Consider the following 19,938-nt stretch of genomic DNA (forward strand, 5'->3'; position numbering starts at 1 on the left):
TTTTGTTTAGGTTTTATTATGAATGTTCGTGCTGCTGCTGCGTCGGCTCTTTACCAAGTGGTTGATTTAGGGCAATCCCTGTCCAATGCTTTGCCTGCGGCTCAGCAGCAAATCAGACCGCGAGATCACGCCCTGCTGCAAGAGATCTGCTACGGCGTTTTGCGCCAATTACCGCGTTTGGAATCCATCAGCCAAGCTCTGATGGAAAAACCGTTGAAAGGCAAACAACGCGTATTCCACTTTCTGATTCTGGTGGGTTTATACCAATTAAGCTTTATGCGTATTCCCGCCCATGCGGCTGTTGGGGAAACGGTTGAAGGCGCACAGGATCTAAAAGGCCCGCGCCTACGTGGATTGATTAACGCCGTACTGCGTAACTATCAGCGCGATCAAGAACGTTTGGATACTCAAGCGACCAGTCATGATGCCGGTCGCTACGGTCACCCTGGCTGGCTACTCAAGCTCCTTAAAGAAAGCTACCCACAGCAGTGGCAGCAGATTGTAGAAGCCAACAATAGCAAAGCGCCAATGTGGCTACGTGTTAACCACCAACACCACACCCGTGCTGAATATCAAGCCCTGCTAGAGCAAGCGGATATTACCTGCACACCACATTCCCAAGCCGAAGACGCTCTTTGCTTGGAAACACCTTGCGATGTGCACCAACTGCCCGGTTTCGCGGATGGATGGGTTTCAGTACAAGATGCGGCCGCGCAGTTAGCACTGACTTACCTCGCCCCTAAAGCCGGAGAGTTGATTTTAGATTGCTGCGCCGCGCCCGGTGGCAAAACCGCGCACATTCTGGAACACACACCTGGTAGCCAAGTCGTGGCCATTGATTGCGATGAAACTCGCCTGAAACGCGTGCAAGAAAACCTGCAGCGTTTGCAACTCAATGCCCAAGTGATTTGTGGTGATGCGCGTTACCCGCAACAGTGGTGGCAAGGCGAACAGTTTGACCGCATCTTGCTAGATGCCCCTTGCTCAGCAACTGGGGTCATTCGTCGCCACCCAGACATCAAATGGCTGCGCCGCGCAGACGATATCACCGCATTAGCCGAGCTACAGCGCGAAATTTTGGATGCGATGTGGCAACAACTCAAACCCGGTGGTACTTTGGTGTACGCAACATGCTCGATCACACCTCAAGAAAACTGCTTACAGGTCAAAGCGTTCCTTGAACGCACGCCAGAAGCAAGCTTGGTAGGTTCCGATCCTGCACAGCCCGGCCGCCAGATTCTTCCGGGAGAAGAAGCAATGGACGGTTTCTATTACGCCGTGTTAAGCAAACAGAACTGATTCGGTCAACCAAGGTGAGTCTTCACTCACCTTGGGCGTAAGTAAACAAAGAGAACAGGTTATGAAAATCATCATTCTTGGTGCAGGACAAGTCGGTGGCACGCTCGCCGAAAACTTGGTGGGCGAAAATAACGACATTACTGTTGTCGATAAAAACGCTGACCGACTGCGCGATTTACAAGATAAATATGATTTACGGGTGGTCAATGGTCATGCCAGCCATCCCGATGTACTGCGTGAAGCAGGCGCACAAGATGCCGATATGCTGGTTGCCGTCACCAACACTGATGAGACCAACATGGCGGCTTGTCAGGTGGCCTTTACTCTGTTTAACACGCCCAACCGAATTGCCCGTATTCGCTCTCCGCAGTATCTGGCAGAAAAAGAAGCACTGTTCCAATCAGGGGCTGTACCGGTTGATCACTTGATCGCACCGGAAGAACTGGTCACCAGTTATATCGAGCGCTTGATCCAATACCCTGGCGCATTGCAAGTGGTGAGCTTCGCGGAAGAGAAAGTTAGCCTTGTGGCAGTCAAAGCGTATTACGGTGGTCCTCTGGTCGGTAACGCCCTTTCTGCCCTGCGTGATCACATGCCACACATCGATACTCGTGTGGCGGCGATTTTCCGCCAAGGCCGCCCCATCCGTCCGCAAGGCACCACGATTATAGAAGCCGATGACGAAGTGTTTTTCGTCGCAGCCAGCAACCACATTCGCTCAGTAATGAGTGAGTTGCAGCGCCTAGAAAAACCCTATCGCCGAATCATGATTGTCGGCGGCGGCAACATAGGTGCAAGCCTTGCAAAACGCTTGGAACACACTTACAGCGTGAAGTTGATTGAGCGAAGTTACCAGCGTGCTGAGCAGCTCTCTGAAGAGTTGGAAAACACCATCGTGTTCTGTGGCGATGCCGCCGATCAGGAATTGCTCTCGGAAGAGAACATTGATCAGGTTGATGTGTTTATCGCGCTCACCAACGAAGATGAAACCAACATCATGTCGGCCATGCTTGCCAAACGCATGGGTGCCAAAAAAGCCATGGTGCTGATCCAACGCAGCGGCTATGTCGACTTAGTTCAAGGTGGCGTGATTGATGTGGCCATTTCACCACAGCAAGCGACCATCTCTGCCCTGTTAACTCACGTGCGTCGTGCCGACATTGTTAACGTCTCTTCATTACGTCGTGGCGCTGCAGAAGCGATCGAAGCGATTGCACATGGCGATGAAGCGACGTCAAAAGTCGTAGGGCGCGCAGTGGGTGATATCAAACTGCCACCGGGTACGACCATTGGTGCCATTGTGCGCGGTGAAGAAGTGCTGATTGCCCATGACCGCACCGTTATCGAGCAAGACGACCACGTCGTCATGTTCTTGGTTGATAAAAAATATGTGCCCGACGTGGAAGCTCTATTCCAGCCGAGCCCATTCTTCTTGTAAGGGCTGGCGTCATGCTCAACTTACGCCCCATTACCTTTATCATCGGGCTGGTGTTATCGAAACTCGCCCTCTTTATGTATGTGCCGACACTGGTCGCTTTTTTCACCGGTAGCGGTGGTTTCCTTGATTTCGCACAAGCGGTGATCATTACCCATCTGGTTGCCTTTCTCTGCCTAAGCATTGGTCGTACGGACAGTTTTCGCCTCAATGTTCGCGATATGTTCTTGATCACCAGCTTGGTATGGACGATTGCCAGCGCGTTTGCCGCTCTGCCTTTTGTGTTTATCAACCACATCAGCTTTACCGATGCCTATTTTGAAACCATGTCTGGCTTGACCACGACAGGCTCCACGGTACTCAGCGGCTTGGACGATATGCCACCCAGTATTCTGCTGTGGCGTTCCATCTTGCAATGGTTAGGTGGTGTGGGCTTTATCGTAATGGCGGTAGCGGTACTCCCAATGCTCAATGTGGGGGGGATGAAGCTGTTCCAAACCGAATCCTCAGATTGGTCGGATAAAAGCAGCCCACGCGCAAAAACCGTGGCAAAAAATATTGTGGCAGTCTATCTCGTACTGACTGGCTTATGTTTTGTCGGTTACATCGCCACTGGGATGACCCCTTTTGAAGCAATCAACCACGCCTTTACCACACTTTCAACTGGTGGGTATTCCACCAGTGATAGTTCGATGAATCGTTTTTCGCATGGTGCACACTGGGTGGGAACACTCTTTATGTTTCTCGGCGGTTTACCTTTTTTACTTTTCGTGCAAGTGTTACGTAAACAGAGCCCTCGCGCCCTCTTTAAAGATGAGCAAGTCCGCGGCTTCTTCTGGCTGTTTATGGTTTCGAGCTTGATTGTCGCCACTTGGTTATGGCTGCATAACGGCTATACCATCTTAGACGCACTCCGAGTTTCGATGTTCAACATCGTTTCCGTCGTCACAACAACCGGTTATGGTCTGGATGATTTCACCGCTTGGGGCGCTCTTCCCTCAACGATTTTTGCGTTCTTATTGATGGCCGGCGCCTGCTCTGGCTCGACCTCTGGTGGGATCAAGGTATTCCGCTTCCAGATCGCGATGGCACTACTCAAAAAGCAACTGCTGAACCTTATCCACCCTTCTGGCATTTTTATCCAGCGCTATAACAAGCGTCCAGTCAACGAGGAGATCATCCGCTCGGTGGTTGCGTTTGGCTTGACGTTTTTTATCACTATCGTGGTACTGGCAGGCACACTCTCCGCAATGGGTTTGGATTCCATCACTAGCATTTCGGGTGCCGTCACCGCGGTGGCTAACGTCGGCCCAGGAATGGGAACCGTGATCGGTCCAACCGGTAATTTTGCGCCGTTGCCTGATGCGGCAAAATGGTTATTGAGCTTCGGTATGTTGATGGGACGCTTAGAGATTCTCACCATCTTAGTGCTGTTTTTCCCCGCCTTCTGGCGCCACTAACAAGAAGAAAAGTGATGATGAAAAAGTTAGTTTGGGCGGTTGGATTAGCCAGCCTGACTCTACAGGCTTTCGCCACAGAAATACTGCAGCTGAAAGATGGCCGTTCTGTGCAGCTTAATGATGATTTCACTTGGCATTATGTGTCAGAAAACCCAGCCGGCAGCACCACGTCCGTAGCTGTCGTGCCAGTCATTCTTCAACCAACCCTCTCTACCGTAACCGTCAAAGTGGGGGACAATAGACCGATATTACAACTGAGTGATTCGGGGGTGGATGTGGTACTCAGCAACCCACGCTATGAACAAGGTAAACTCAAACTCGATAGCGCCATCACCAACCAAAGCAGTCAAGCCGTGATTGCCGTGCGTTTAACGGTGCGAGTGCAAGATGCACAAGGGGTTTGGTGTGATGAGCAAGAAGTGACGGTTTGGCAGTCGATCAAACGCATGGCCGAGACCTATCTACGCCCACACACCTCCGTGGCAGGGAAACCTCTGGAATTCATCGTTGACCAGCAACCTGAGTACCCGCTGCACGTAACCATTCAGCAAGTCGAGACGCGCTAACCCGTTAGCGCGCCTTTTGAGAATAGCGCACGCCCAGGTTAGATAGGATCAACATACAGATAGATGGCTAAGAAATGGCACGCACACCCCGCCAGTACAAAGGCATGCCAAATGGCATGATTGTAAGGAATCCGTTTGGCCACGTAGAAAATCACGCCCAGCGAATAGATAAGTCCACCCGCCGCCAGCAGAGTTAGCCCACCCACCTCAAGATGAATGGCAAGCTGGTAAATCACGATCAGCGAAAGCCAACCCATAGTCAGATAAGTCACTAGCGAGAGCTTTTTGAAGCGGTAAACAAACGCGATCTTCATTAGGATGCCAATCAATGCCAGCGACCAAATAACGATCATCAACCCAACCGCCAATGGTGTTCTCAAACTCACCAATAAAAACGGCGTATAGCTGCCGGCAATCAACAGATAAATAGCACAGTGGTCAAAGGTTTTGAGCCAACGCTTCGCACGTCGGTAAGGGATAGCATGATAAAGCGTTGATGCTAAAAATAGCGCAATCATACTGCCGCCATAAATACTCATGCTGGTAATCGTCAAAGCATCCGCTTGATGATCAAGCGCTTTGACCAACAGCAGCACTAAACCCACTATCCCTAAAAGCAGCCCTACACCATGGCTAATGGCGTTGGCGACTTCTTCCTTAAAACCGTAACTATTGGACATATACACGCGATCCGAGCCTGAAAGTTGCCGTTAGTATCGCACATTGAGCGTACATGTGTTAGCTAAAAATTCATACACTGATCAGCACGTTTGATCGAGAAATTGAACCACTTGCTTGCCAACCTCATGGGGTGACGAGTGTGCTGACAAGGTTAACTCACGCTTCAATTCTCCGCGGCTAAGTAAACTCGCTAACATACCAGATGCCCCACGCTGATAGCGATCCACCTCAAACCAAAGTTGAAGTTTCTCATGATCACGATAGGCTGCAATTTCCACTTCACGCCAACGACCGTGAAAAGGCCCAGTGGTAGGGACAAATTCGAACTCTTGAACAAAGGGCAAAGCAAAGCCTTGTGCTTGTTCACACGCCACCTGACGTAAACGCAAACCTTGTGCTTCAAGCGCACTAAAAATAGCATCCATCATCGGATCAGGGCGCACAGTGAGAGTATCTTTGTCCGTCGGATCGAGCGCCATCGTGATATCCAACCCCGTTTCCAACCAGACTTTGGCCTCCCCTATTGTTACTGGCGTGTTCCAAGGAATATCGAGCTCAATATCAAAATCTCGGGTTTCACCTGCCTCAATCGTAAATGCATACGGAAGTGACCAACTGGCGAGAGTGTAAGTGTGAGGGATGCGACGGATCTGCTGTCCCTGTTGCTGACCACGATCATCAGCGGCTTCCGCGATATACCGGCAGCAAAGTTTAAGATCGATATTATCGATCTCTTGGGCAGAGGCACCACCATAAACATGGATGATCACTTTAACCGACTGACCGGGGTAGAGCACTTCTTGCTGCAACACTGAATCCACTTTGGCTGAACCAATCCCAAAACTCGCTAGGGTTTTCTTGATAAACGACATACACACCTCCAGCAGTGAGAACTGCATAGTAAAAACGAACCGAAATCTCACTCAATCGACGCAGATAAAAATAAATGTTACGCAAAATTGGTCAACTATCGATCATTCTAGTAACTGGTGCTAATCTATCAACGATATGAACGCATATCATTATTCCTGTCTCATTGTTCGGATCGGCAATCGCCAAAAGAGTGAATCGAGGTTTCGTCCTGTTACTAAGCTCCACTCATAATGATTCAGGGTTTACCATCGGCAATGGATATGCCTGACAGTTAGGTTATGTCATGCGCCCAACAACCGTCAGGTTTTCACACACAAACCGTAGTGCAATGCGTCGCCGCAGTGGTTTTGCAGTGGCTCCAGTTGCAAAAAAGACAGCAACAGCCCCCACGCTGGTTGAAAGAAATGCGTTGACCGCATCCCCCGAAACCAAAGTGGTTCAGGCAGCTTAATCAGAAAGCGCAGTTAATCTGCGCTTTTTTCTTGCCGATGAATTGGTATTACCCAACGCTTTTGATACCTTTAGCCACAAATCACTATAAAAATTGTGGAGAAAGTCATGAAATGTCATCGCGTAGAAGAACTGCTACAACTACTTGAGCCCGAGTGGCACAAAGATTCCGAACTTAATCTGATTCAATTTCTTCTGAAGCTGGCTCAAGAAGCGGGTTATCAAGGTGCACTGGAAGATCTCACCGACGATGTGCTGATCTATCATCTAAAAATGCGCAATAGCGCCAAAGATGAAGTGATTCCTGGGCTGAAAAAGGATTATGAAGATGATTTCAAAACGGCGATTTTACGCGCCCGTGGCGTAATCAAATAATCCCACTCCCCTGTTTAATCGACAGAAAATTGCACAAAAGCGGCCTTGGCCGCTTTTTTATTACTTGGTTAATATCGTGAAGAAATGTAAGGAAATTTGTTGTTAAAGGTTGATTGCCTTAAAGAAATAAACTGGAGATTAACGCTATACTTACGCCCTAAAAAGTAATCAGCCCCCTCTAGCCTTCTTACTGAGGGAATGAGCAATGTATTTGAGTGTGAACAACAGAAATCACACCGAATGCCCAGAAAGGATAGTGTCATGAGTCAGGATAAAATCGATGTCAAAGATGTGACTCCCAAAGTGTTCAACCCCAAGACCCACAAAGGCCAGGGCGGAGATCGCTTTAACCCCAGCAATCGCATCTATGTTCGTGAAAGTAAAGGTACTTATCAGAAATTACGCCGTTATGGTGGCTGGTTTCTGCTGCTCCTGTTTGGGTTAGTACCATGGATTTCTTATGGCGATCGACAAGCCATCTTACTTGATATCGGAAATCAACAATTTAACTTCTTTGGTACCACTCTCTACCCACAAGATCTCACTCTGCTCGCGCTGCTGTTTATGATCGCCGCCTTTGGTCTGTTCTTTATCACCACCTTCTTAGGCCGAGTCTGGTGTGGTTATCTCTGCCCGCAAACCGTATGGACTTTTATGTACATCTGGTTTGAAGAGAAACTGGAAGGCAATGCCAACAAAAGACGCAAACAAGACAACAGTCCAATGACGGCAGAACTTGTTGCACGTAAAACCCTTAAACATCTGGCTTGGTTTGCGATTGCGCTAGTCACTGGGTTTACCTTCGTAGGCTATTTTGTCCCTGTTCGCGAACTTGTCATTGATTTCTTCACTTTTAACTCCACCTTTTGGCCCGTGTTTTGGGTGATGTTTTTTGCCATCTGTACTTACGGAAATGCAGGTTGGATGCGTTCGATTATGTGCATCCACATGTGTCCTTACGCACGTTTTCAATCCGCCATGTTCGATAAAGATACGTTTATCGTGGGGTACGATGCCGCACGCGGCGAACAACGCGGCCCGCGCGCTCGTAAAGCGGATCCGAAAGCATTAGGGCTTGGTGACTGTATTGATTGTGATCTGTGTGTACAAGTCTGCCCAACCGGTATCGATATTCGAGATGGCCTGCAATACGAGTGTATTAACTGTGGTGCGTGTATTGATGCTTGTGACAACACCATGGAGCGCATGGGCTACGAAAAAGGGCTAATCAATTACACAACCGAACATCGTCTCTCAGGCAAGCACACCAAAGTATTGCGCCCGAAACTGCTTGGCTATGGAGCCGTGCTACTGGTCATGATTGGATTGTTCTTTGTCCAAGTTGCCTCGGTTGACCCTGCCGGGCTCTCAGTATTACGTGATCGTACCCAGTTGTTTAGAACCAACGGCTCCGGTGAAATTGAAAACACTTACAACCTGAAAGTGATCAATAAAACCCAGCAGCCACAAACCTATCAGCTCTCGGTAAAAGGATTGGATCAGGTCTCTTGGTACGGTAAACAAACGATCGTCGTTCAACCTGGAGAAGTCCTCAATCTCCCGATGAGCCTTGGTGTCAAACCCGAAAATCTTAGCTCTGCGGTAATCACAATTCAGTTTATACTGCACGATGAAAGCCACCAATTTACCCTTGAAGTCGAGAGCCGGTTTATTCAAAAGCTCTGACCTACATCAGTATGGAAAAGGGCTCAGTAATGAGCCCTTTTTATTCAATGATCCAAGCCACTTTTCACTTTGATGCTTTAACCCCAGATCTCATTTGGTATGCGCTGGAAAGTATCGGTATTCGCGCCGAGTCGGGCTTTTTGCCGCTCAACAGCTATGAAAACCGCGTTTACCAGTTTACCGATGAAGAACGCCGTCGTTTTGTGGTGAAGTTCTATCGCCCACAGCGCTGGAGCAACGAACAGATCCAAGAAGAACACGATTTCGCTTTAGAATTGGAGCAAGAAGAGATCCCTATCGTACCTCCGCTAGCTTTCAATGGTGCGACCTTACATCACTACCAAGGCTATCGATTTGCTCTGTTCAACAGTATGGGCGGACGCCAATACGAAGTGGATAATGAACAACATCTCGAATGGGTCGGCCGCTTTCTTGGTCGCATTCATAAAGTCGGGGCAAGCAAGCCATTCATCCATCGCCCCACGCTCTCGCTGGATGAATATCTGCATCAACCAAGGCACATCCTTGAGTACAGCCACTGTATTCCTGCTCATTTGCAGCGGGTATTTTTTCATGATCTCGATATGTTGATTGCTGAAATCAAGCAGCATTGGGTCACGACCCAACCTCAGATCCGTCTGCATGGAGACTGCCATCCCGGCAACATTCTATGGCGCGATGGCCCAATGTTTGTCGATCTGGATGACGCACGTAATGGCCCAGCCATTCAAGATTTGTGGATGCTGCTGCACGGCGATCGGCAAGAAAAACTGCTGCAATTGGATATCTTGCTTGAAGGTTACCAAGAGTTTTGCGATTTTAATCACCAAGAATTGAAACTAATCGAGCCTTTACGTGGTCTACGCATGGTGCACTACATGGCATGGCTCGCAAAACGCTGGCAAGATCCGGCTTTCCCTGTCGCATTTCCTTGGTTTAACGATGCGAAATATTGGGAGAATCAAATTCTCGCTTTCAAAGAGCAGATTGCCGCTCTGCAAGAATCCCCGCTGTCACTGCAACCGCAGTGGTAAGCAAACACAATAAAATTCAATGGAGAAAGTCATGAAAAAGCTGTTTGCACTGGTTGCAACTCTGATGTTAAGCGTTTCAGCCTATGCTGCTCAATTTAAAGAAGGCGAGCATTATCAAGTACTGAAAACGCCCGTATCTTCTACACCGATGGTCAGTGAGTTCTTTTCCTTCTATTGTCCACACTGTAATACTTTCGAGCCGATTATTGCTCAGTTGAAGCAAAAGCTTCCAGAAGGCGTGAAGCTGCAGAAAAACCATGTCTCTTTCATGGGCGGTGCGATGGGTAAGGCGATGAGCAAAGCTTACGCTACGATGATTGCACTGGAAGTGGAAGATAAAATGGTTCCTGTGATGTTTAACCGTATCCACACGCTACGTAAGCCACCGAAAGACGAACAAGAACTGCGTCAAATCTTCCTCGATGAGGGTGTGGATGCGGCGAAATTTGATGCGGCTTACAACGGTTTTGCGGTTGACTCTATGGTGCGCCGTTTTGACAAACTATTCCAAGACAGTGGTTTAACGGGTGTACCTGCCGTTATCGTCAATAATCGCTACCTTGTGCAAGGTCAATCGGTAAAGTCGCTTGATGAATATTTTGAACTAGTGAATTTCCTGCTGACTCAAAAGCAGTAATTCAAACCGATACTCAAGTGTTGGAAAAACGAAGGGAGCCAATGGCTCCCTTCTTGTTATTCAAATCTCATCATTATTCGGACTTATAAATCTGCTCTAAGCGCTGATCTTTACGTTGCCAAATCTCACTCAACCATAACTGGAACTGACGCTTAAACTGCTTATCGGTGAAATAATCACCCTGTACTTGGGCATCTACCGGTAGCAAATCAATGTGCACCACAATGCGCTGCATACGCCCCATCAATAAATCGCGAAACGGTTTTGCTCGGTTATCGGGATAAGCTAAAGTCACATCAATAATATGCTCAAACTGCTCACCCATTGCGGCTAACGTGTAGGCAATGCCACCGGTCTTCGGCTGCAATAAATGCTGATAACCCATGCCGCTACGTTGCTGCTTCTGTGAGTTAAAACGCGTCCCTTCCACATAGTTTACGACTGTGGTGGGAACCGAACGGAATTTTTCGCACGAACGGCGCGTCGTCGCTAAATCTTGACCGCGTTTGTGCGGATTACGCAGCAAATACTCACGCGAGTAGCGGCGCATAAACGGCATATCCAGCGCCCAACACGCCATACCAATGAAAGGCACATACAGCAGTTGCTGTTTGAGGAAAAATTTCGGCATTGGAATGCGGTCTTTAAACACGCAGCACAGCACCACAATATCCGTCCAACTCAAGTGATTGGAAATCAGCAGATACCATCCCTGCTTAGTCAGGGTTTCACCGCCTTGAATATCCCATTCCACGCGGTTGGAAAGCTGCAAAACCCAAGCGTTTACGCTCGCCCATGACCACATCACCCAGTTTGCAGCTTGTGTGGCCTGCGCTTTCCATGTCGCTGACGGCAGCAAGAGTTTAATCAAAGCAATAAAGCAGATCAGCAGCGAATGGAGTGCCGAGTTCAGCACCACGAAAGTCACATTCAGCGCAAGGAGCAAGTAAGCCAACATAGTTCTCAGTTCAAAGATGAGTAAAAAAACAGCGTGTGATTATACAAACTTGTCATCGTAATGAAACATGAACTCAGCAGGTCAGAGTACTAGACGTTCTGCGCACTGAGCTGTTTGAGTAAACGATCCATGGCTCGATAGCCCAACGCCTCGGCCAAATGTGGACGAGCGATCTGCGCTTCACCTTGCAAATCCGCTATGGTTCGCGCCACTTTAATGATGCGATGGTAAGCCCGAATAGATAAACCCAAACGATGCAGCGCGCTTTCTAGAAATTCCGCATCCGCTTTAAGCAAAGGGCAATACTGTTCAATTTCTCGACTTTGCAGCAAAGCATTCACTTTGCCCGATCGCGCCAACATACGCTCACGCGCTACCCACACTCTCTGGCGCACAGCCGCGGTGGATTCACCACGATCGCCCCCATTGGCGAGCGTACCTTTGGGTAACGCTGGGATCTCAATCGACATATCAAAGCGATCCAACAAAGGGCCTGAAAGCCGACTCAAATAGCGCAAAATACTCTGCGGATTGGCACGCGCCTGACTGCCTTCGTAGTAGCCCGTTGGACTTGGATTTAACGCGCCGACCAATTGAAAGCGCGCCGGAAAACGGGTTTTCCCCTGCGCGCGAGAAATCACAATCTCCCCCGATTCCAGCGGTTCACGCAGTGAATCAAGCACTTTACGCTCAAACTCCGGCATTTCGTCCAAAAACAGTAGTCCATTGTGGGCGAGCGAAATTTCACCAGGGCGCGGAATGGTGCCACCCCCGACTAAAGCCGCCATTGAGCTTGAATGGTGCGGCGCACGAAAAGGGCGCAACTTCCAGTTGTGTTGATTAATTTCTTGCTGAGTGAGAGAGGCAATCGAGGCCGTCTCCATCGCCTCTTCGTCACTCATTTCTGGCAGTAAATCGCACAGCCGTGAAGCGAGCATGGTTTTCCCCGTCCCGGGAGGGCCGAGAAACAGCAGGTTGTGATTGCCAGCTGCAGCAATTTCCAACGCACGTTTGCCTTGCTGTTGACCAATGATGTCTTGCAGATCGCGCGTATGACTACTCACTTCCTGCACACTGGGCGAACTTTGAAACAATGACAGGTTCTGCTGGCCACACAAATCGGCACATACTTCCAATAAGCTTTGCGCCGATTTATGCCGCTCACTCCCGACTAACGCCGCCTGATCACCATTACAGTGTGGCACCACTAAACAGCGATGGACTTGATTAGCCGCGAGCGCGGCAGGCAACACCCCTTTCACACCACGAATTTCACCCGATAGCGCCAGTTCACCAATAAATTCGTAATTTTCCAGCTTAGTTCGCGCAATTTGATCCGAGGCCGCCAAAATACCGAGTGCTATCGGAAGATCGAAACGCCCTCCCTCTTTAGGCAGATCAGCAGGGGCTAAGTTGACCGTAATGCGTTTCGCCGGAAACTCAAATCGAGAATTGATGATTGCGCTACGCACTCGATCGCGTGACTCTTTTACCGTGGTTTCCGGCAACCCAACTAAGGTAAACCCCGGCATTCCATTACTGATGTGAACCTCAACCGTGACCGGAGGTGCCTGCACACCAATACTGGCGCGGCTGTGAATGATCGCAAGTCCCATTGTATCCCTTAGTGTTTGATCAAAAAGCATTCAGCGCCTGAAGGTGTGGCGATAAAAAGCACAGAATGGGTTATATAGCGTGATGAGATAAAACGGGAATGTGAAAAAAGAATGAGTTTTTGCTTGTCATGTAACGAAGATGTGTGTTACCACTAGAAGCGCAAACACATTGGTAAGATATTAGTTCAACCTTAACAACGAATTTACTATGAACTTGAACGCTCGCATCAACGCTCTAATTAACCTAATTATCGTGGTCATTCTAGTGACGACGCGGGGGCGAGTGGGCGAAAAATAAGTAACCGAATCCAAGAAACCCCCGCACTGAAAAGTCCGGGGGTTTTTTTTACAACTCAGACAGACCAAAAAAAGCACATTCTGAATAAGTTACACCCAGCAACTGATGAATACCGAATCGGTAACCCTCAGTTGGGATAACTCCAGAATAAGCAGGAAGAATGGGAGCGGCACATGAAGTGCAAACACAACACACAGGAAGGCAGCGACACGTATTGTTGCCATAAGGAGGCACGATGACCGGAGCACAGTTAATCGTTGCCGCATTAAAACAACAGGGCATCAAAACCGTTTTTGGTTACCCTGGTGGCGCTATCATGCCGATTTATGATGCGCTGTATGACGGAGGCGTTGAGCACATCCTCTGCCGCCATGAACAAGGTGCAGCCATGGCCGCAATTGGCATGGCGCGCTCAACTCAACAAGTCGCGGTGTGCATGGCCACTTCGGGCCCCGGAGCCACCAACTTGGTGACAGGTTTGGCTGATGCCTTTCTTGATTCCGTTCCCCTCGTCGCCATCACTGGGCAAGTTGCCAGCTCACACATCGGCACTGATGCGTTTCAAGAGATGGATGTGATCGGCATGTCGCTCTCTTGTACCAAACACAGCTACTTAGTCACCGACATCAATGAGCTCGCACCGACTCTGGCAGAAGCGTTTGAAGTTGCAAAAACGGGTCGTCCCGGCCCAGTGCTGGTAGACATCGCCAAAGACGTACAGCTCGGCAAAGCGCCGGTCTCCGCTTTGCCAAGCTTTACCCCACCCGCTATGCCACATGTGGATGCAACGCAGCTAGCCAACGCACAAGCGCTGCTCGCGCAAAGTAAGCGCCCGGTATTGTATGTCGGTGGCGGTGTACAACTGGCGAATGCCACAGACACAGTGCGTGAGTTTTTACGCCTCAATCCTATGCCTTCAGTCAGCACACTCAAAGGCTTGGGCACCATTGAGCGTCACGACCCACACTATCTTGGCATGCTCGGCATGCACGGCACCAAAGCGGCAAACTTGATCGTACAAGAGTGTGATTTACTGATCGCGGTTGGCGCGCGTTTCGATGACCGCGTGACAGGTAAGCTCGATACCTTTGCGCCTCACGCCAAAGTGATCCATGTCGATATCGATGCCGCTGAGTTCAACAAACTGCGCCATGCCCATGCGGCACTGCGCGGTGATATCAACCTCATCCTGCCGCAGTTGGAACTGAGCCACGACATCTCCCCTTGGGTGCATCATAGTGAGAGCCTACGTAGCGGATTCAAATGGCGCTACGATCATCCGGGCGACAACATCTTCGCACCACTGCTGCTCAAGCAACTGTCGGACATGATGCCGGACTCTTCGATTGTCTCGACCGACGTTGGCCAACACCAAATGTGGGCAGCGCAGCACATTCAGCCACGCGCACCACAAAACTTCATCTCGTCCGCAGGCCTTGGCACCATGGGCTTTGGTTTACCGGCGGCAATGGGGGCTGCGGTTGCGCGTCCTGACGATCAATCGATCCTGATCAGCGGTGACGGCTCTTTCATGATGAACGTGCAAGAACTTGGCACACTGAAGCGTCGCCAGATCCCCGTCAAAATGGTGCTACTGGATAACCAACGTTTGGGCATGGTGCGCCAATGGCAATCACTGTTCTTTGATGGTCGCCACAGCGAAACCATTTTGGATGACAACCCAGACTTCGTGATGCTGGCCAAAGCCTTCAACATCCCCGGCAAAACCATCAGCCGCAAAGAAGAAGTCGAGCCTGCACTGCGTGAAATGCTCGCCAGCAAAACCGCTTATCTACTGCACGTGCTGATTGATGAAGAAGAGAACGTGTGGCCACTGGTGCCACCGGGCGCATCCAACACTGACATGCTTGAGAACACCTAGGGAGAGGCCACATGCAACGTTATCTACTCGATATTAAAGCGGACGATAAACCGGTTTTATTAGAGCGCGTTTTGCGCGTGACGCGTCATCGTGGATTTGTCATCAAACAAGTCGCGGCAACCCAAAATCATGAAAGCAAAATCGCCAGCGTTGAGATCATTGTCGACAGTGACAGACCGATCACGACCCTGACCAATCAAATTGAAAAACTGTGGGATGTGCGTACTGTGGAAGTCACAGCGATCAGAAATGACGAGCTACCCAATAACAACTTACAACAAAAGATTTGCGCATAAGGAAGGCAATCATGGCAACAAAAACTGCTGATTATATTTGGTTCAATGGCGAGATGATCCCATGGGCGAATGCGACCGTTCACGTACTCACCCATGCAATGCACTACGGCACTTCGGTGTTTGAAGGCGTTCGCTGCTACAACACTCCAAAAGGCCCTATCATCTTCCGCCATCGCGAACACGCGCAGCGCCTGCTTGATTCAGCCAAAATCTACCGCTTCCCAATCCCCTATTCGATTGAGACCATCATGGAAGCGACGCGCGAAACCTTACGCGTCAACAAACTCGATAACGCTTACATTCGCCCATTGGCGTATGTGGGTAACGTGGGTCTTGGCGTGTGTCCGCCAGTCGGAACCGAAATGGATCTGATGATTGCCGCTTTCCCTTGGGGTGCTTACCTCGGCGAAGAAGCGCTAGAAAATGGCGTGGATGCCATGGTTTCAAGCTGGCATCGTGCGGCACCGAACACCATTCCAACCGCGGCAAAAGCGGGTGGTAACTACCTATCTTCTCTACTGGTTGGCGGTGAAGCACGTCGCCACGGTTACGCGGAAGGCATTGCGCTCAGTGTGGATGGTTATCTTTCTGAAGGTGCGGGCGAAAACATTTTCGTGGTGAAAAACGGCGTGATCCTGACCCCACCGACCACCAGCTCTATCCTGCCGGGTATCACCCGTGATTCGATCATGACGCTAGCACGCGACATGGGTTATGAAGTGCGCGAAGCCAACATCTCACGTGAAGCACTCTATCTGGCCGACGAAATTTTCATGACCGGTACCGCAGCCGAAGTGGTTCCGGTGCGTAGCGTGGATAAGATCACCGTAGGCGCAGGCAAACGCGGCCCCATCACCAAGGTAGTACAAGATGCTTACTTTGGCCTGTTCAAAGGCACCACAGAAGATAAGTGGGGCTGGTTGGATTACGTTTACCCAGCAGCGAAGTAAGGAGTTTCCATGCCTAAGTACCGTTCCGCCACCACCACACACGGACGTAACATGGCGGGTGCGCGCGCATTATGGCGCGCCACTGGCGTCAAAGAGGAGGATTTTGGTAAGCCGATCATTGCGGTGGTCAACTCCTTCACTCAATTTGTTCCCGGCCATGTGCATTTAAAAGATCTTGGCCAACTGGTTGCGCGCGAAATTGAAGCCGCTGGCGGTATTGCCAAAGAGTTCAACACCATTGCGGTCGATGACGGTATCGCTATGGGTCACGGTGGTATGCTCTACTCGCTGCCATCGCGTGAACTGATCGCCGATTCGGTCGAATACATGGTCAACGCGCACTGCGCCGATGCCATGGTGTGTATCTCCAATTGTGACAAAATCACTCCGGGAATGCTGATGGCGGCGATGCGCCTCAATATTCCGGCGATTTTCGTATCCGGCGGCCCGATGGAAGCGGGGAAAACCAAGCTTTCTGACCAAATAATCAAACTCGATCTGGTCGATGCCATGATGCAAGGCGCTGACCCCAAAGTATCGGATGCACAGAGTGAGCAGATCGAACGCTCAGCGTGTCCAACTTGCGGCTCTTGCTCGGGGATGTTTACCGCCAACTCGATGAACTGTTTGACCGAAGCGCTGGGTCTCTCTCAGCCGGGTAACGGCTCACTACTCGCCACGCATGCCGATCGCAAACAGTTATTTTTGAGCGCAGGGCAGCGCATTGTTGAGCTAACTAAACGTTACTACGAGCAAGATGATGCTTCGGCTCTGCCACGCAATATTGCCAACAAAGCGGCGTTTGAAAACGCGATGGCGCTGGACATTGCGATGGGTGGCTCCACCAACACGGTGTTACACCTGTTGGCAGCCGCACAGGAAGGTGATGTGGCGTTTGATATGACCGATATCGATCGCATGTCTCGCCAAGTGCCACACTTATGTAAAGTCGCGCCTTCTACTCAGAAATACCATATGGAAGATGTGCACCGCGCGGGCGGTGTGATGGGGATTTTGGGTGAGCTGCAACGTGCAGGCTTACTCAACGATCAAACCCGCACCGTACTGGGCATGTCACTGCAAGAACAGCTTGCACAATACGATGTGAAACAGAGCGAAAACCAAGCCGTACGTACTATGTTCCGCGCAGGTCCTGCGGGTATTCGCACCACCCAAGCTTTCTCGCAAGATTGTCGCTGGGATACGCTCGATGACGATCGCCAAGAGGGTTGTATCCGCGATAAAGCGCATGCTTACAGCCAAGATGGCGGCCTTGCCGTACTCAAAGGCAACTTGGCGCTGGATGGCTGCATCGTAAAAACCGCTGGCGTGGATGAAAGTATCCTCAAATTCCGTGGCCCTGCCGTGGTATTTGAAAGTCAGGAAGATGCGGTCAGCGGCATTCTTGGCGGCCAAGTCAAAGCCGGCGATGTCGTGGTCATTCGTTATGAAGGTCCAAAAGGTGGTCCGGGCATGCAAGAGATGCTCTACCCAACCACGTACCTCAAATCGATGGGACTGGGCAAACAGTGCGCGCTACTGACTGATGGTCGCTTCTCGGGTGGCACGTCCGGCTTGTCGATTGGTCACGCCTCTCCGGAAGCCGCGAATGGCGGTACGATTGGCTTGGTACGCAGTGGCGACAGCATCGCGATTGATATTCCAAACCGCTCGATCACACTGGAAGTCAGTGAGTCTGAGCTGGCGGTTCGCCGCGCTGAGCAAGATAAACTCGGCTGGAAACCAGTGGATCGCCAACGTACCGTTTCTTTGGCGCTCAAAGCCTATGCCAGCATGGCAACCAGCGCCGACAAAGGTGCAGTGCGCGATAAGTCCAAACTTGAGGGCTAAGCCATGGGATCAACCAATCAAACTGGCGCAGATTATCTGCGCCAGATCTTGCGCTCTCCGGTGTATGAAGTGGCTAACGTCACGCCACTGCAAACCATGCCACGCCTTTCGGCGCGCATTGGTAACCAAGTGCAGATCAAACGTGAAGATCGCCAGCCAGTACACTCATTTAAACTGCGCGGCGCTTACAACATGGTGTCGCACTTAACCGAAGCACAAAAAGCCGCGGGCGTGATCGCCGCTTCCGCAGGCAACCACGCTCAGGGCATGGCACTGTCGGGGACGAAACTTGGCATCAAAACCACCATCGTCATGCCACGCACCACGCCAGACATTAAAGTTGAAGCGGTACGCGGATTTGGCGGCGAAGTGCTGCTGCACGGCAGCAATTTCGATGAAGCCAAAACCGAAGCAGAACGTTTATCCAAAGAGCAAGGCTACACCTTTGTACCGCCATTCGATCACCCTTTGGTGATCGCAGGTCAAGGCACGATTGGCATGGAAATGCTGCAACAAAATGGCCACTTGGATTACATTTTTGTGCCAGTTGGTGGCGGTGGTTTAGCGGCGGGAGTGGCGGTACTGGTCAAACAGTTGATGCCGGAGATTCAAGTTATCGCGGTTGAACCAGAAGACTCTGCCTGTCTCAAAGCCGCCTTGGATGCGGGTAAACCCGTGGTGCTAGACCAAGTCAGCATGTTTGCTGATGGGGTCGCAGTAAAACGAATTGGCGATGAAACCTTTCGCCTCTGCCAGCAGTACATTGATGGGCACGTGACGGTTTCCAGTGATGAAATCTGCGCTGCGGTGAAAGACATCTTTGAAGATACGCGAGCAATCGCTGAACCTTCTGGCGCATTGGCGCTGGCTGGGTTGAAAAAATTCGCCGAACAGCAACAGCTCAAAGGTAAGCAGTTAGGGACGGTACTTTCTGGTGCCAACACCAACTTCCACGGTTTGCGTTATGTTTCTGAACGCTGCGAACTGGGTGAAAAACGCGAAGGCTTACTCGCGGTGACCATTCCAGAGCGCAAAGGGGCGTTTTTCGACTTCTGCCAAATTATTGGTAACCGCGCCGTCACCGAATTTAACTACCGTTACAGTGACGACCAACTGGCCAATATTTTTGTCGGTGTGCGTTTAGTCGGCGGTCCAGAAGAGCTGAAATCCATCATTCACGAGCTGCGCCAATCCGGCTATCCGGTGCAAGATCTCTCCGATGATGAAATGGCTAAGCTGCACATTCGTTACATGATTGGCGGTCGCCCTTCTAAACCACTGACCGAGCGTTTGTACAGCTTTGAGTTTCCTGAATACCCCGGCGCACTACTCAAATTCTTGAGCATGCTCGGCACCCACTGGAACATCAGCTTGTTCAACTACCGCAACCACGGCGCAGACTACGGTCGCGTGCTGTGTGGCTTTGAACTGGATACACCAGATCTGGTGCGCTTTTCAGAGCATTTAGTTGAACTCGGTTATCGCTATAAAGATGAAACCGATAACCCTGCGTATCGTTTCTTCCTCGCCAAATAGTCTCCGCCCCACCTTGTTGTGGGGCTTTTTCTTCCTTTCTACTACCCCAAACAAT

The 19,938-nt window shown here is 50.4% G+C and carries 17 protein-coding genes; 13 read left to right on the forward strand and 4 right to left on the reverse strand.

Annotated elements, in window-relative coordinates:
- The first annotated feature begins 18 nt into the window (after positions 1-18).
- The 4 genes from rsmB (at position 19) to MKA69_RS04475 (ending at position 4,760) form a co-directional block, all read left to right on the forward strand.
- Positions 19-1,299, forward strand: a complete 1,281-nt coding sequence (gene rsmB, locus MKA69_RS04460) for a 16S rRNA (cytosine(967)-C(5))-methyltransferase RsmB (RefSeq protein WP_055034010.1) — start codon at positions 19-21, stop codon at positions 1,297-1,299.
- 61 nt (positions 1,300-1,360) lie between these two features.
- A complete protein-coding gene (trkA, locus tag MKA69_RS04465; RefSeq protein ID WP_000691365.1) occupies positions 1,361-2,737 on the forward strand; it encodes a Trk system potassium transporter TrkA in 1,377 nt (458 codons plus the stop codon).
- A gap of 11 nt (positions 2,738-2,748) precedes the next feature.
- Positions 2,749-4,194 (forward strand): TrkH family potassium uptake protein, encoded by a 1,446-nt coding sequence (locus MKA69_RS04470; RefSeq protein WP_055064190.1) that lies wholly within the window; start codon positions 2,749-2,751, stop codon positions 4,192-4,194.
- Positions 4,195-4,211: 17 nt separating this feature from the next.
- The gene (locus tag MKA69_RS04475; protein WP_055043456.1) at positions 4,212-4,760 is read left to right on the forward strand and encodes a DUF3157 family protein; all 549 of its coding nucleotides are present in this window, start codon (positions 4,212-4,214) and stop codon (positions 4,758-4,760) included.
- A 38-nt stretch (positions 4,761-4,798) separates the two neighbouring features.
- On the opposite strand, the gene MKA69_RS04480 is transcribed toward MKA69_RS04475, so the two are convergent.
- A complete protein-coding gene (locus MKA69_RS04480; RefSeq protein ID WP_167517872.1) occupies positions 4,799-5,440 on the reverse strand; it encodes a hemolysin III family protein in 642 nt (213 codons plus the stop codon).
- Between the two features lie 81 nt (positions 5,441-5,521).
- Positions 5,522-6,313: a sporulation protein gene (locus MKA69_RS04485; RefSeq protein WP_305847575.1), complete on the reverse strand. Its 792-nt coding sequence runs from the start codon at positions 6,311-6,313 to the stop codon at positions 5,522-5,524.
- Between the two features lie 559 nt (positions 6,314-6,872).
- Here MKA69_RS04485 and MKA69_RS04490 point away from each other — a divergent pair.
- The 4 genes from MKA69_RS04490 (at position 6,873) to MKA69_RS04505 (ending at position 10,496) form a co-directional block, all read left to right on the forward strand.
- Positions 6,873-7,139, forward strand: coding sequence for a DUF1040 family protein (locus tag MKA69_RS04490; protein WP_000649656.1), 267 nt, complete (start codon positions 6,873-6,875; stop codon positions 7,137-7,139).
- 261 nt (positions 7,140-7,400) lie between these two features.
- The gene (gene ccoG / locus MKA69_RS04495; protein ID WP_000076157.1) at positions 7,401-8,825 is read left to right on the forward strand and encodes a cytochrome c oxidase accessory protein CcoG; all 1,425 of its coding nucleotides are present in this window, start codon (positions 7,401-7,403) and stop codon (positions 8,823-8,825) included.
- 47 nt (positions 8,826-8,872) lie between these two features.
- A complete protein-coding gene (locus MKA69_RS04500; protein ID WP_158120755.1) occupies positions 8,873-9,859 on the forward strand; it encodes a serine/threonine protein kinase in 987 nt (328 codons plus the stop codon).
- A gap of 31 nt (positions 9,860-9,890) precedes the next feature.
- Positions 9,891-10,496 carry a thiol:disulfide interchange protein DsbA/DsbL gene (locus MKA69_RS04505; RefSeq protein ID WP_305847576.1) on the forward strand — a complete coding sequence of 202 codons (606 nt, stop codon included), beginning with the start codon at positions 9,891-9,893 and terminating at the stop codon, positions 10,494-10,496.
- Positions 10,497-10,569: 73 nt separating this feature from the next.
- On the opposite strand, the gene MKA69_RS04510 is transcribed toward MKA69_RS04505, so the two are convergent.
- Together MKA69_RS04510 and MKA69_RS04515 are read right to left on the reverse strand one after the other, a co-directional pair.
- Complete coding sequence (locus tag MKA69_RS04510) at positions 10,570-11,454, reverse strand: acyltransferase (RefSeq protein ID WP_305847577.1); 885 nt, start codon at positions 11,452-11,454, stop codon at positions 10,570-10,572.
- 89 nt (positions 11,455-11,543) lie between these two features.
- Positions 11,544-13,070 carry a YifB family Mg chelatase-like AAA ATPase gene (locus MKA69_RS04515; RefSeq protein WP_305847578.1) on the reverse strand — a complete coding sequence of 509 codons (1,527 nt, stop codon included), beginning with the start codon at positions 13,068-13,070 and terminating at the stop codon, positions 11,544-11,546.
- 533 nt (positions 13,071-13,603) lie between these two features.
- Here MKA69_RS04515 and ilvG point away from each other — a divergent pair.
- The 5 genes from ilvG to ilvA are packed head-to-tail and all read left to right on the forward strand — an operon-like array spanning position 13,604 to position 19,883.
- On the forward strand, positions 13,604-15,250 hold the full coding sequence (gene ilvG, locus MKA69_RS04520; RefSeq protein WP_305847579.1) for an acetolactate synthase 2 catalytic subunit: 1,647 nt from the start codon (positions 13,604-13,606) through the stop codon (positions 15,248-15,250).
- An 11-nt stretch (positions 15,251-15,261) separates the two neighbouring features.
- On the forward strand, positions 15,262-15,546 hold the full coding sequence (gene ilvM, locus MKA69_RS04525; RefSeq protein ID WP_001190201.1) for an acetolactate synthase 2 small subunit: 285 nt from the start codon (positions 15,262-15,264) through the stop codon (positions 15,544-15,546).
- Positions 15,547-15,557: 11 nt separating this feature from the next.
- Entirely contained in the window at positions 15,558-16,496 is a 939-nt protein-coding gene (gene ilvE, locus MKA69_RS04530; protein ID WP_000201999.1) for a branched-chain-amino-acid transaminase, read from the forward strand.
- 9 nt (positions 16,497-16,505) lie between these two features.
- Positions 16,506-18,347, forward strand: coding sequence for a dihydroxy-acid dehydratase (gene ilvD / locus MKA69_RS04535; protein WP_001127452.1), 1,842 nt, complete (start codon positions 16,506-16,508; stop codon positions 18,345-18,347).
- A gap of 3 nt (positions 18,348-18,350) precedes the next feature.
- On the forward strand, positions 18,351-19,883 hold the full coding sequence (gene ilvA, locus MKA69_RS04540) for a threonine ammonia-lyase, biosynthetic (RefSeq protein WP_055035551.1): 1,533 nt from the start codon (positions 18,351-18,353) through the stop codon (positions 19,881-19,883).
- Positions 19,884-19,938: the final 55 nt, after the last annotated feature.

Origin of the sequence: Vibrio sp. AH4, assembly GCF_030710545.1 — a bacterium.
GTDB lineage: Bacteria > Pseudomonadota > Gammaproteobacteria > Enterobacterales > Vibrionaceae > Vibrio > Vibrio metoecus.

Excerpts from the sequence above, each read along its gene's own strand:
- MKA69_RS04510 (WP_305847577.1), bottom strand. The coding sequence starts at position 11,454 with ATGTTGGCTTACTTGCTCCTTGCGCTGAATGTGACTTTCGTGGTGCTG.
- ilvD (WP_001127452.1), top strand. The coding sequence starts at position 16,506 with ATGCCTAAGTACCGTTCCGCCACCACCACACACGGACGTAACATGGCG.
- MKA69_RS04470 (WP_055064190.1), top strand. The coding sequence starts at position 2,749 with ATGCTCAACTTACGCCCCATTACCTTTATCATCGGGCTGGTGTTATCG.
- MKA69_RS04515 (WP_305847578.1), bottom strand. The coding sequence starts at position 13,070 with ATGGGACTTGCGATCATTCACAGCCGCGCCAGTATTGGTGTGCAGGCA.
- ilvM (WP_001190201.1), top strand. The coding sequence starts at position 15,262 with ATGCAACGTTATCTACTCGATATTAAAGCGGACGATAAACCGGTTTTA.
- trkA (WP_000691365.1), top strand. The coding sequence starts at position 1,361 with ATGAAAATCATCATTCTTGGTGCAGGACAAGTCGGTGGCACGCTCGCC.
- rsmB (WP_055034010.1), top strand. The coding sequence starts at position 19 with ATGAATGTTCGTGCTGCTGCTGCGTCGGCTCTTTACCAAGTGGTTGAT.
- MKA69_RS04480 (WP_167517872.1), bottom strand. The coding sequence starts at position 5,440 with ATGTCCAATAGTTACGGTTTTAAGGAAGAAGTCGCCAACGCCATTAGC.
- ilvG (WP_305847579.1), top strand. The coding sequence starts at position 13,604 with ATGACCGGAGCACAGTTAATCGTTGCCGCATTAAAACAACAGGGCATC.
- ilvE (WP_000201999.1), top strand. The coding sequence starts at position 15,558 with ATGGCAACAAAAACTGCTGATTATATTTGGTTCAATGGCGAGATGATC.
- MKA69_RS04500 (WP_158120755.1), top strand. The coding sequence starts at position 8,873 with ATGATCCAAGCCACTTTTCACTTTGATGCTTTAACCCCAGATCTCATT.
- MKA69_RS04490 (WP_000649656.1), top strand. The coding sequence starts at position 6,873 with ATGAAATGTCATCGCGTAGAAGAACTGCTACAACTACTTGAGCCCGAG.
- MKA69_RS04485 (WP_305847575.1), bottom strand. The coding sequence starts at position 6,313 with ATGTCGTTTATCAAGAAAACCCTAGCGAGTTTTGGGATTGGTTCAGCC.
- ccoG (WP_000076157.1), top strand. The coding sequence starts at position 7,401 with ATGAGTCAGGATAAAATCGATGTCAAAGATGTGACTCCCAAAGTGTTC.
- ilvA (WP_055035551.1), top strand. The coding sequence starts at position 18,351 with ATGGGATCAACCAATCAAACTGGCGCAGATTATCTGCGCCAGATCTTG.
- MKA69_RS04475 (WP_055043456.1), top strand. The coding sequence starts at position 4,212 with ATGAAAAAGTTAGTTTGGGCGGTTGGATTAGCCAGCCTGACTCTACAG.
- MKA69_RS04505 (WP_305847576.1), top strand. The coding sequence starts at position 9,891 with ATGAAAAAGCTGTTTGCACTGGTTGCAACTCTGATGTTAAGCGTTTCA.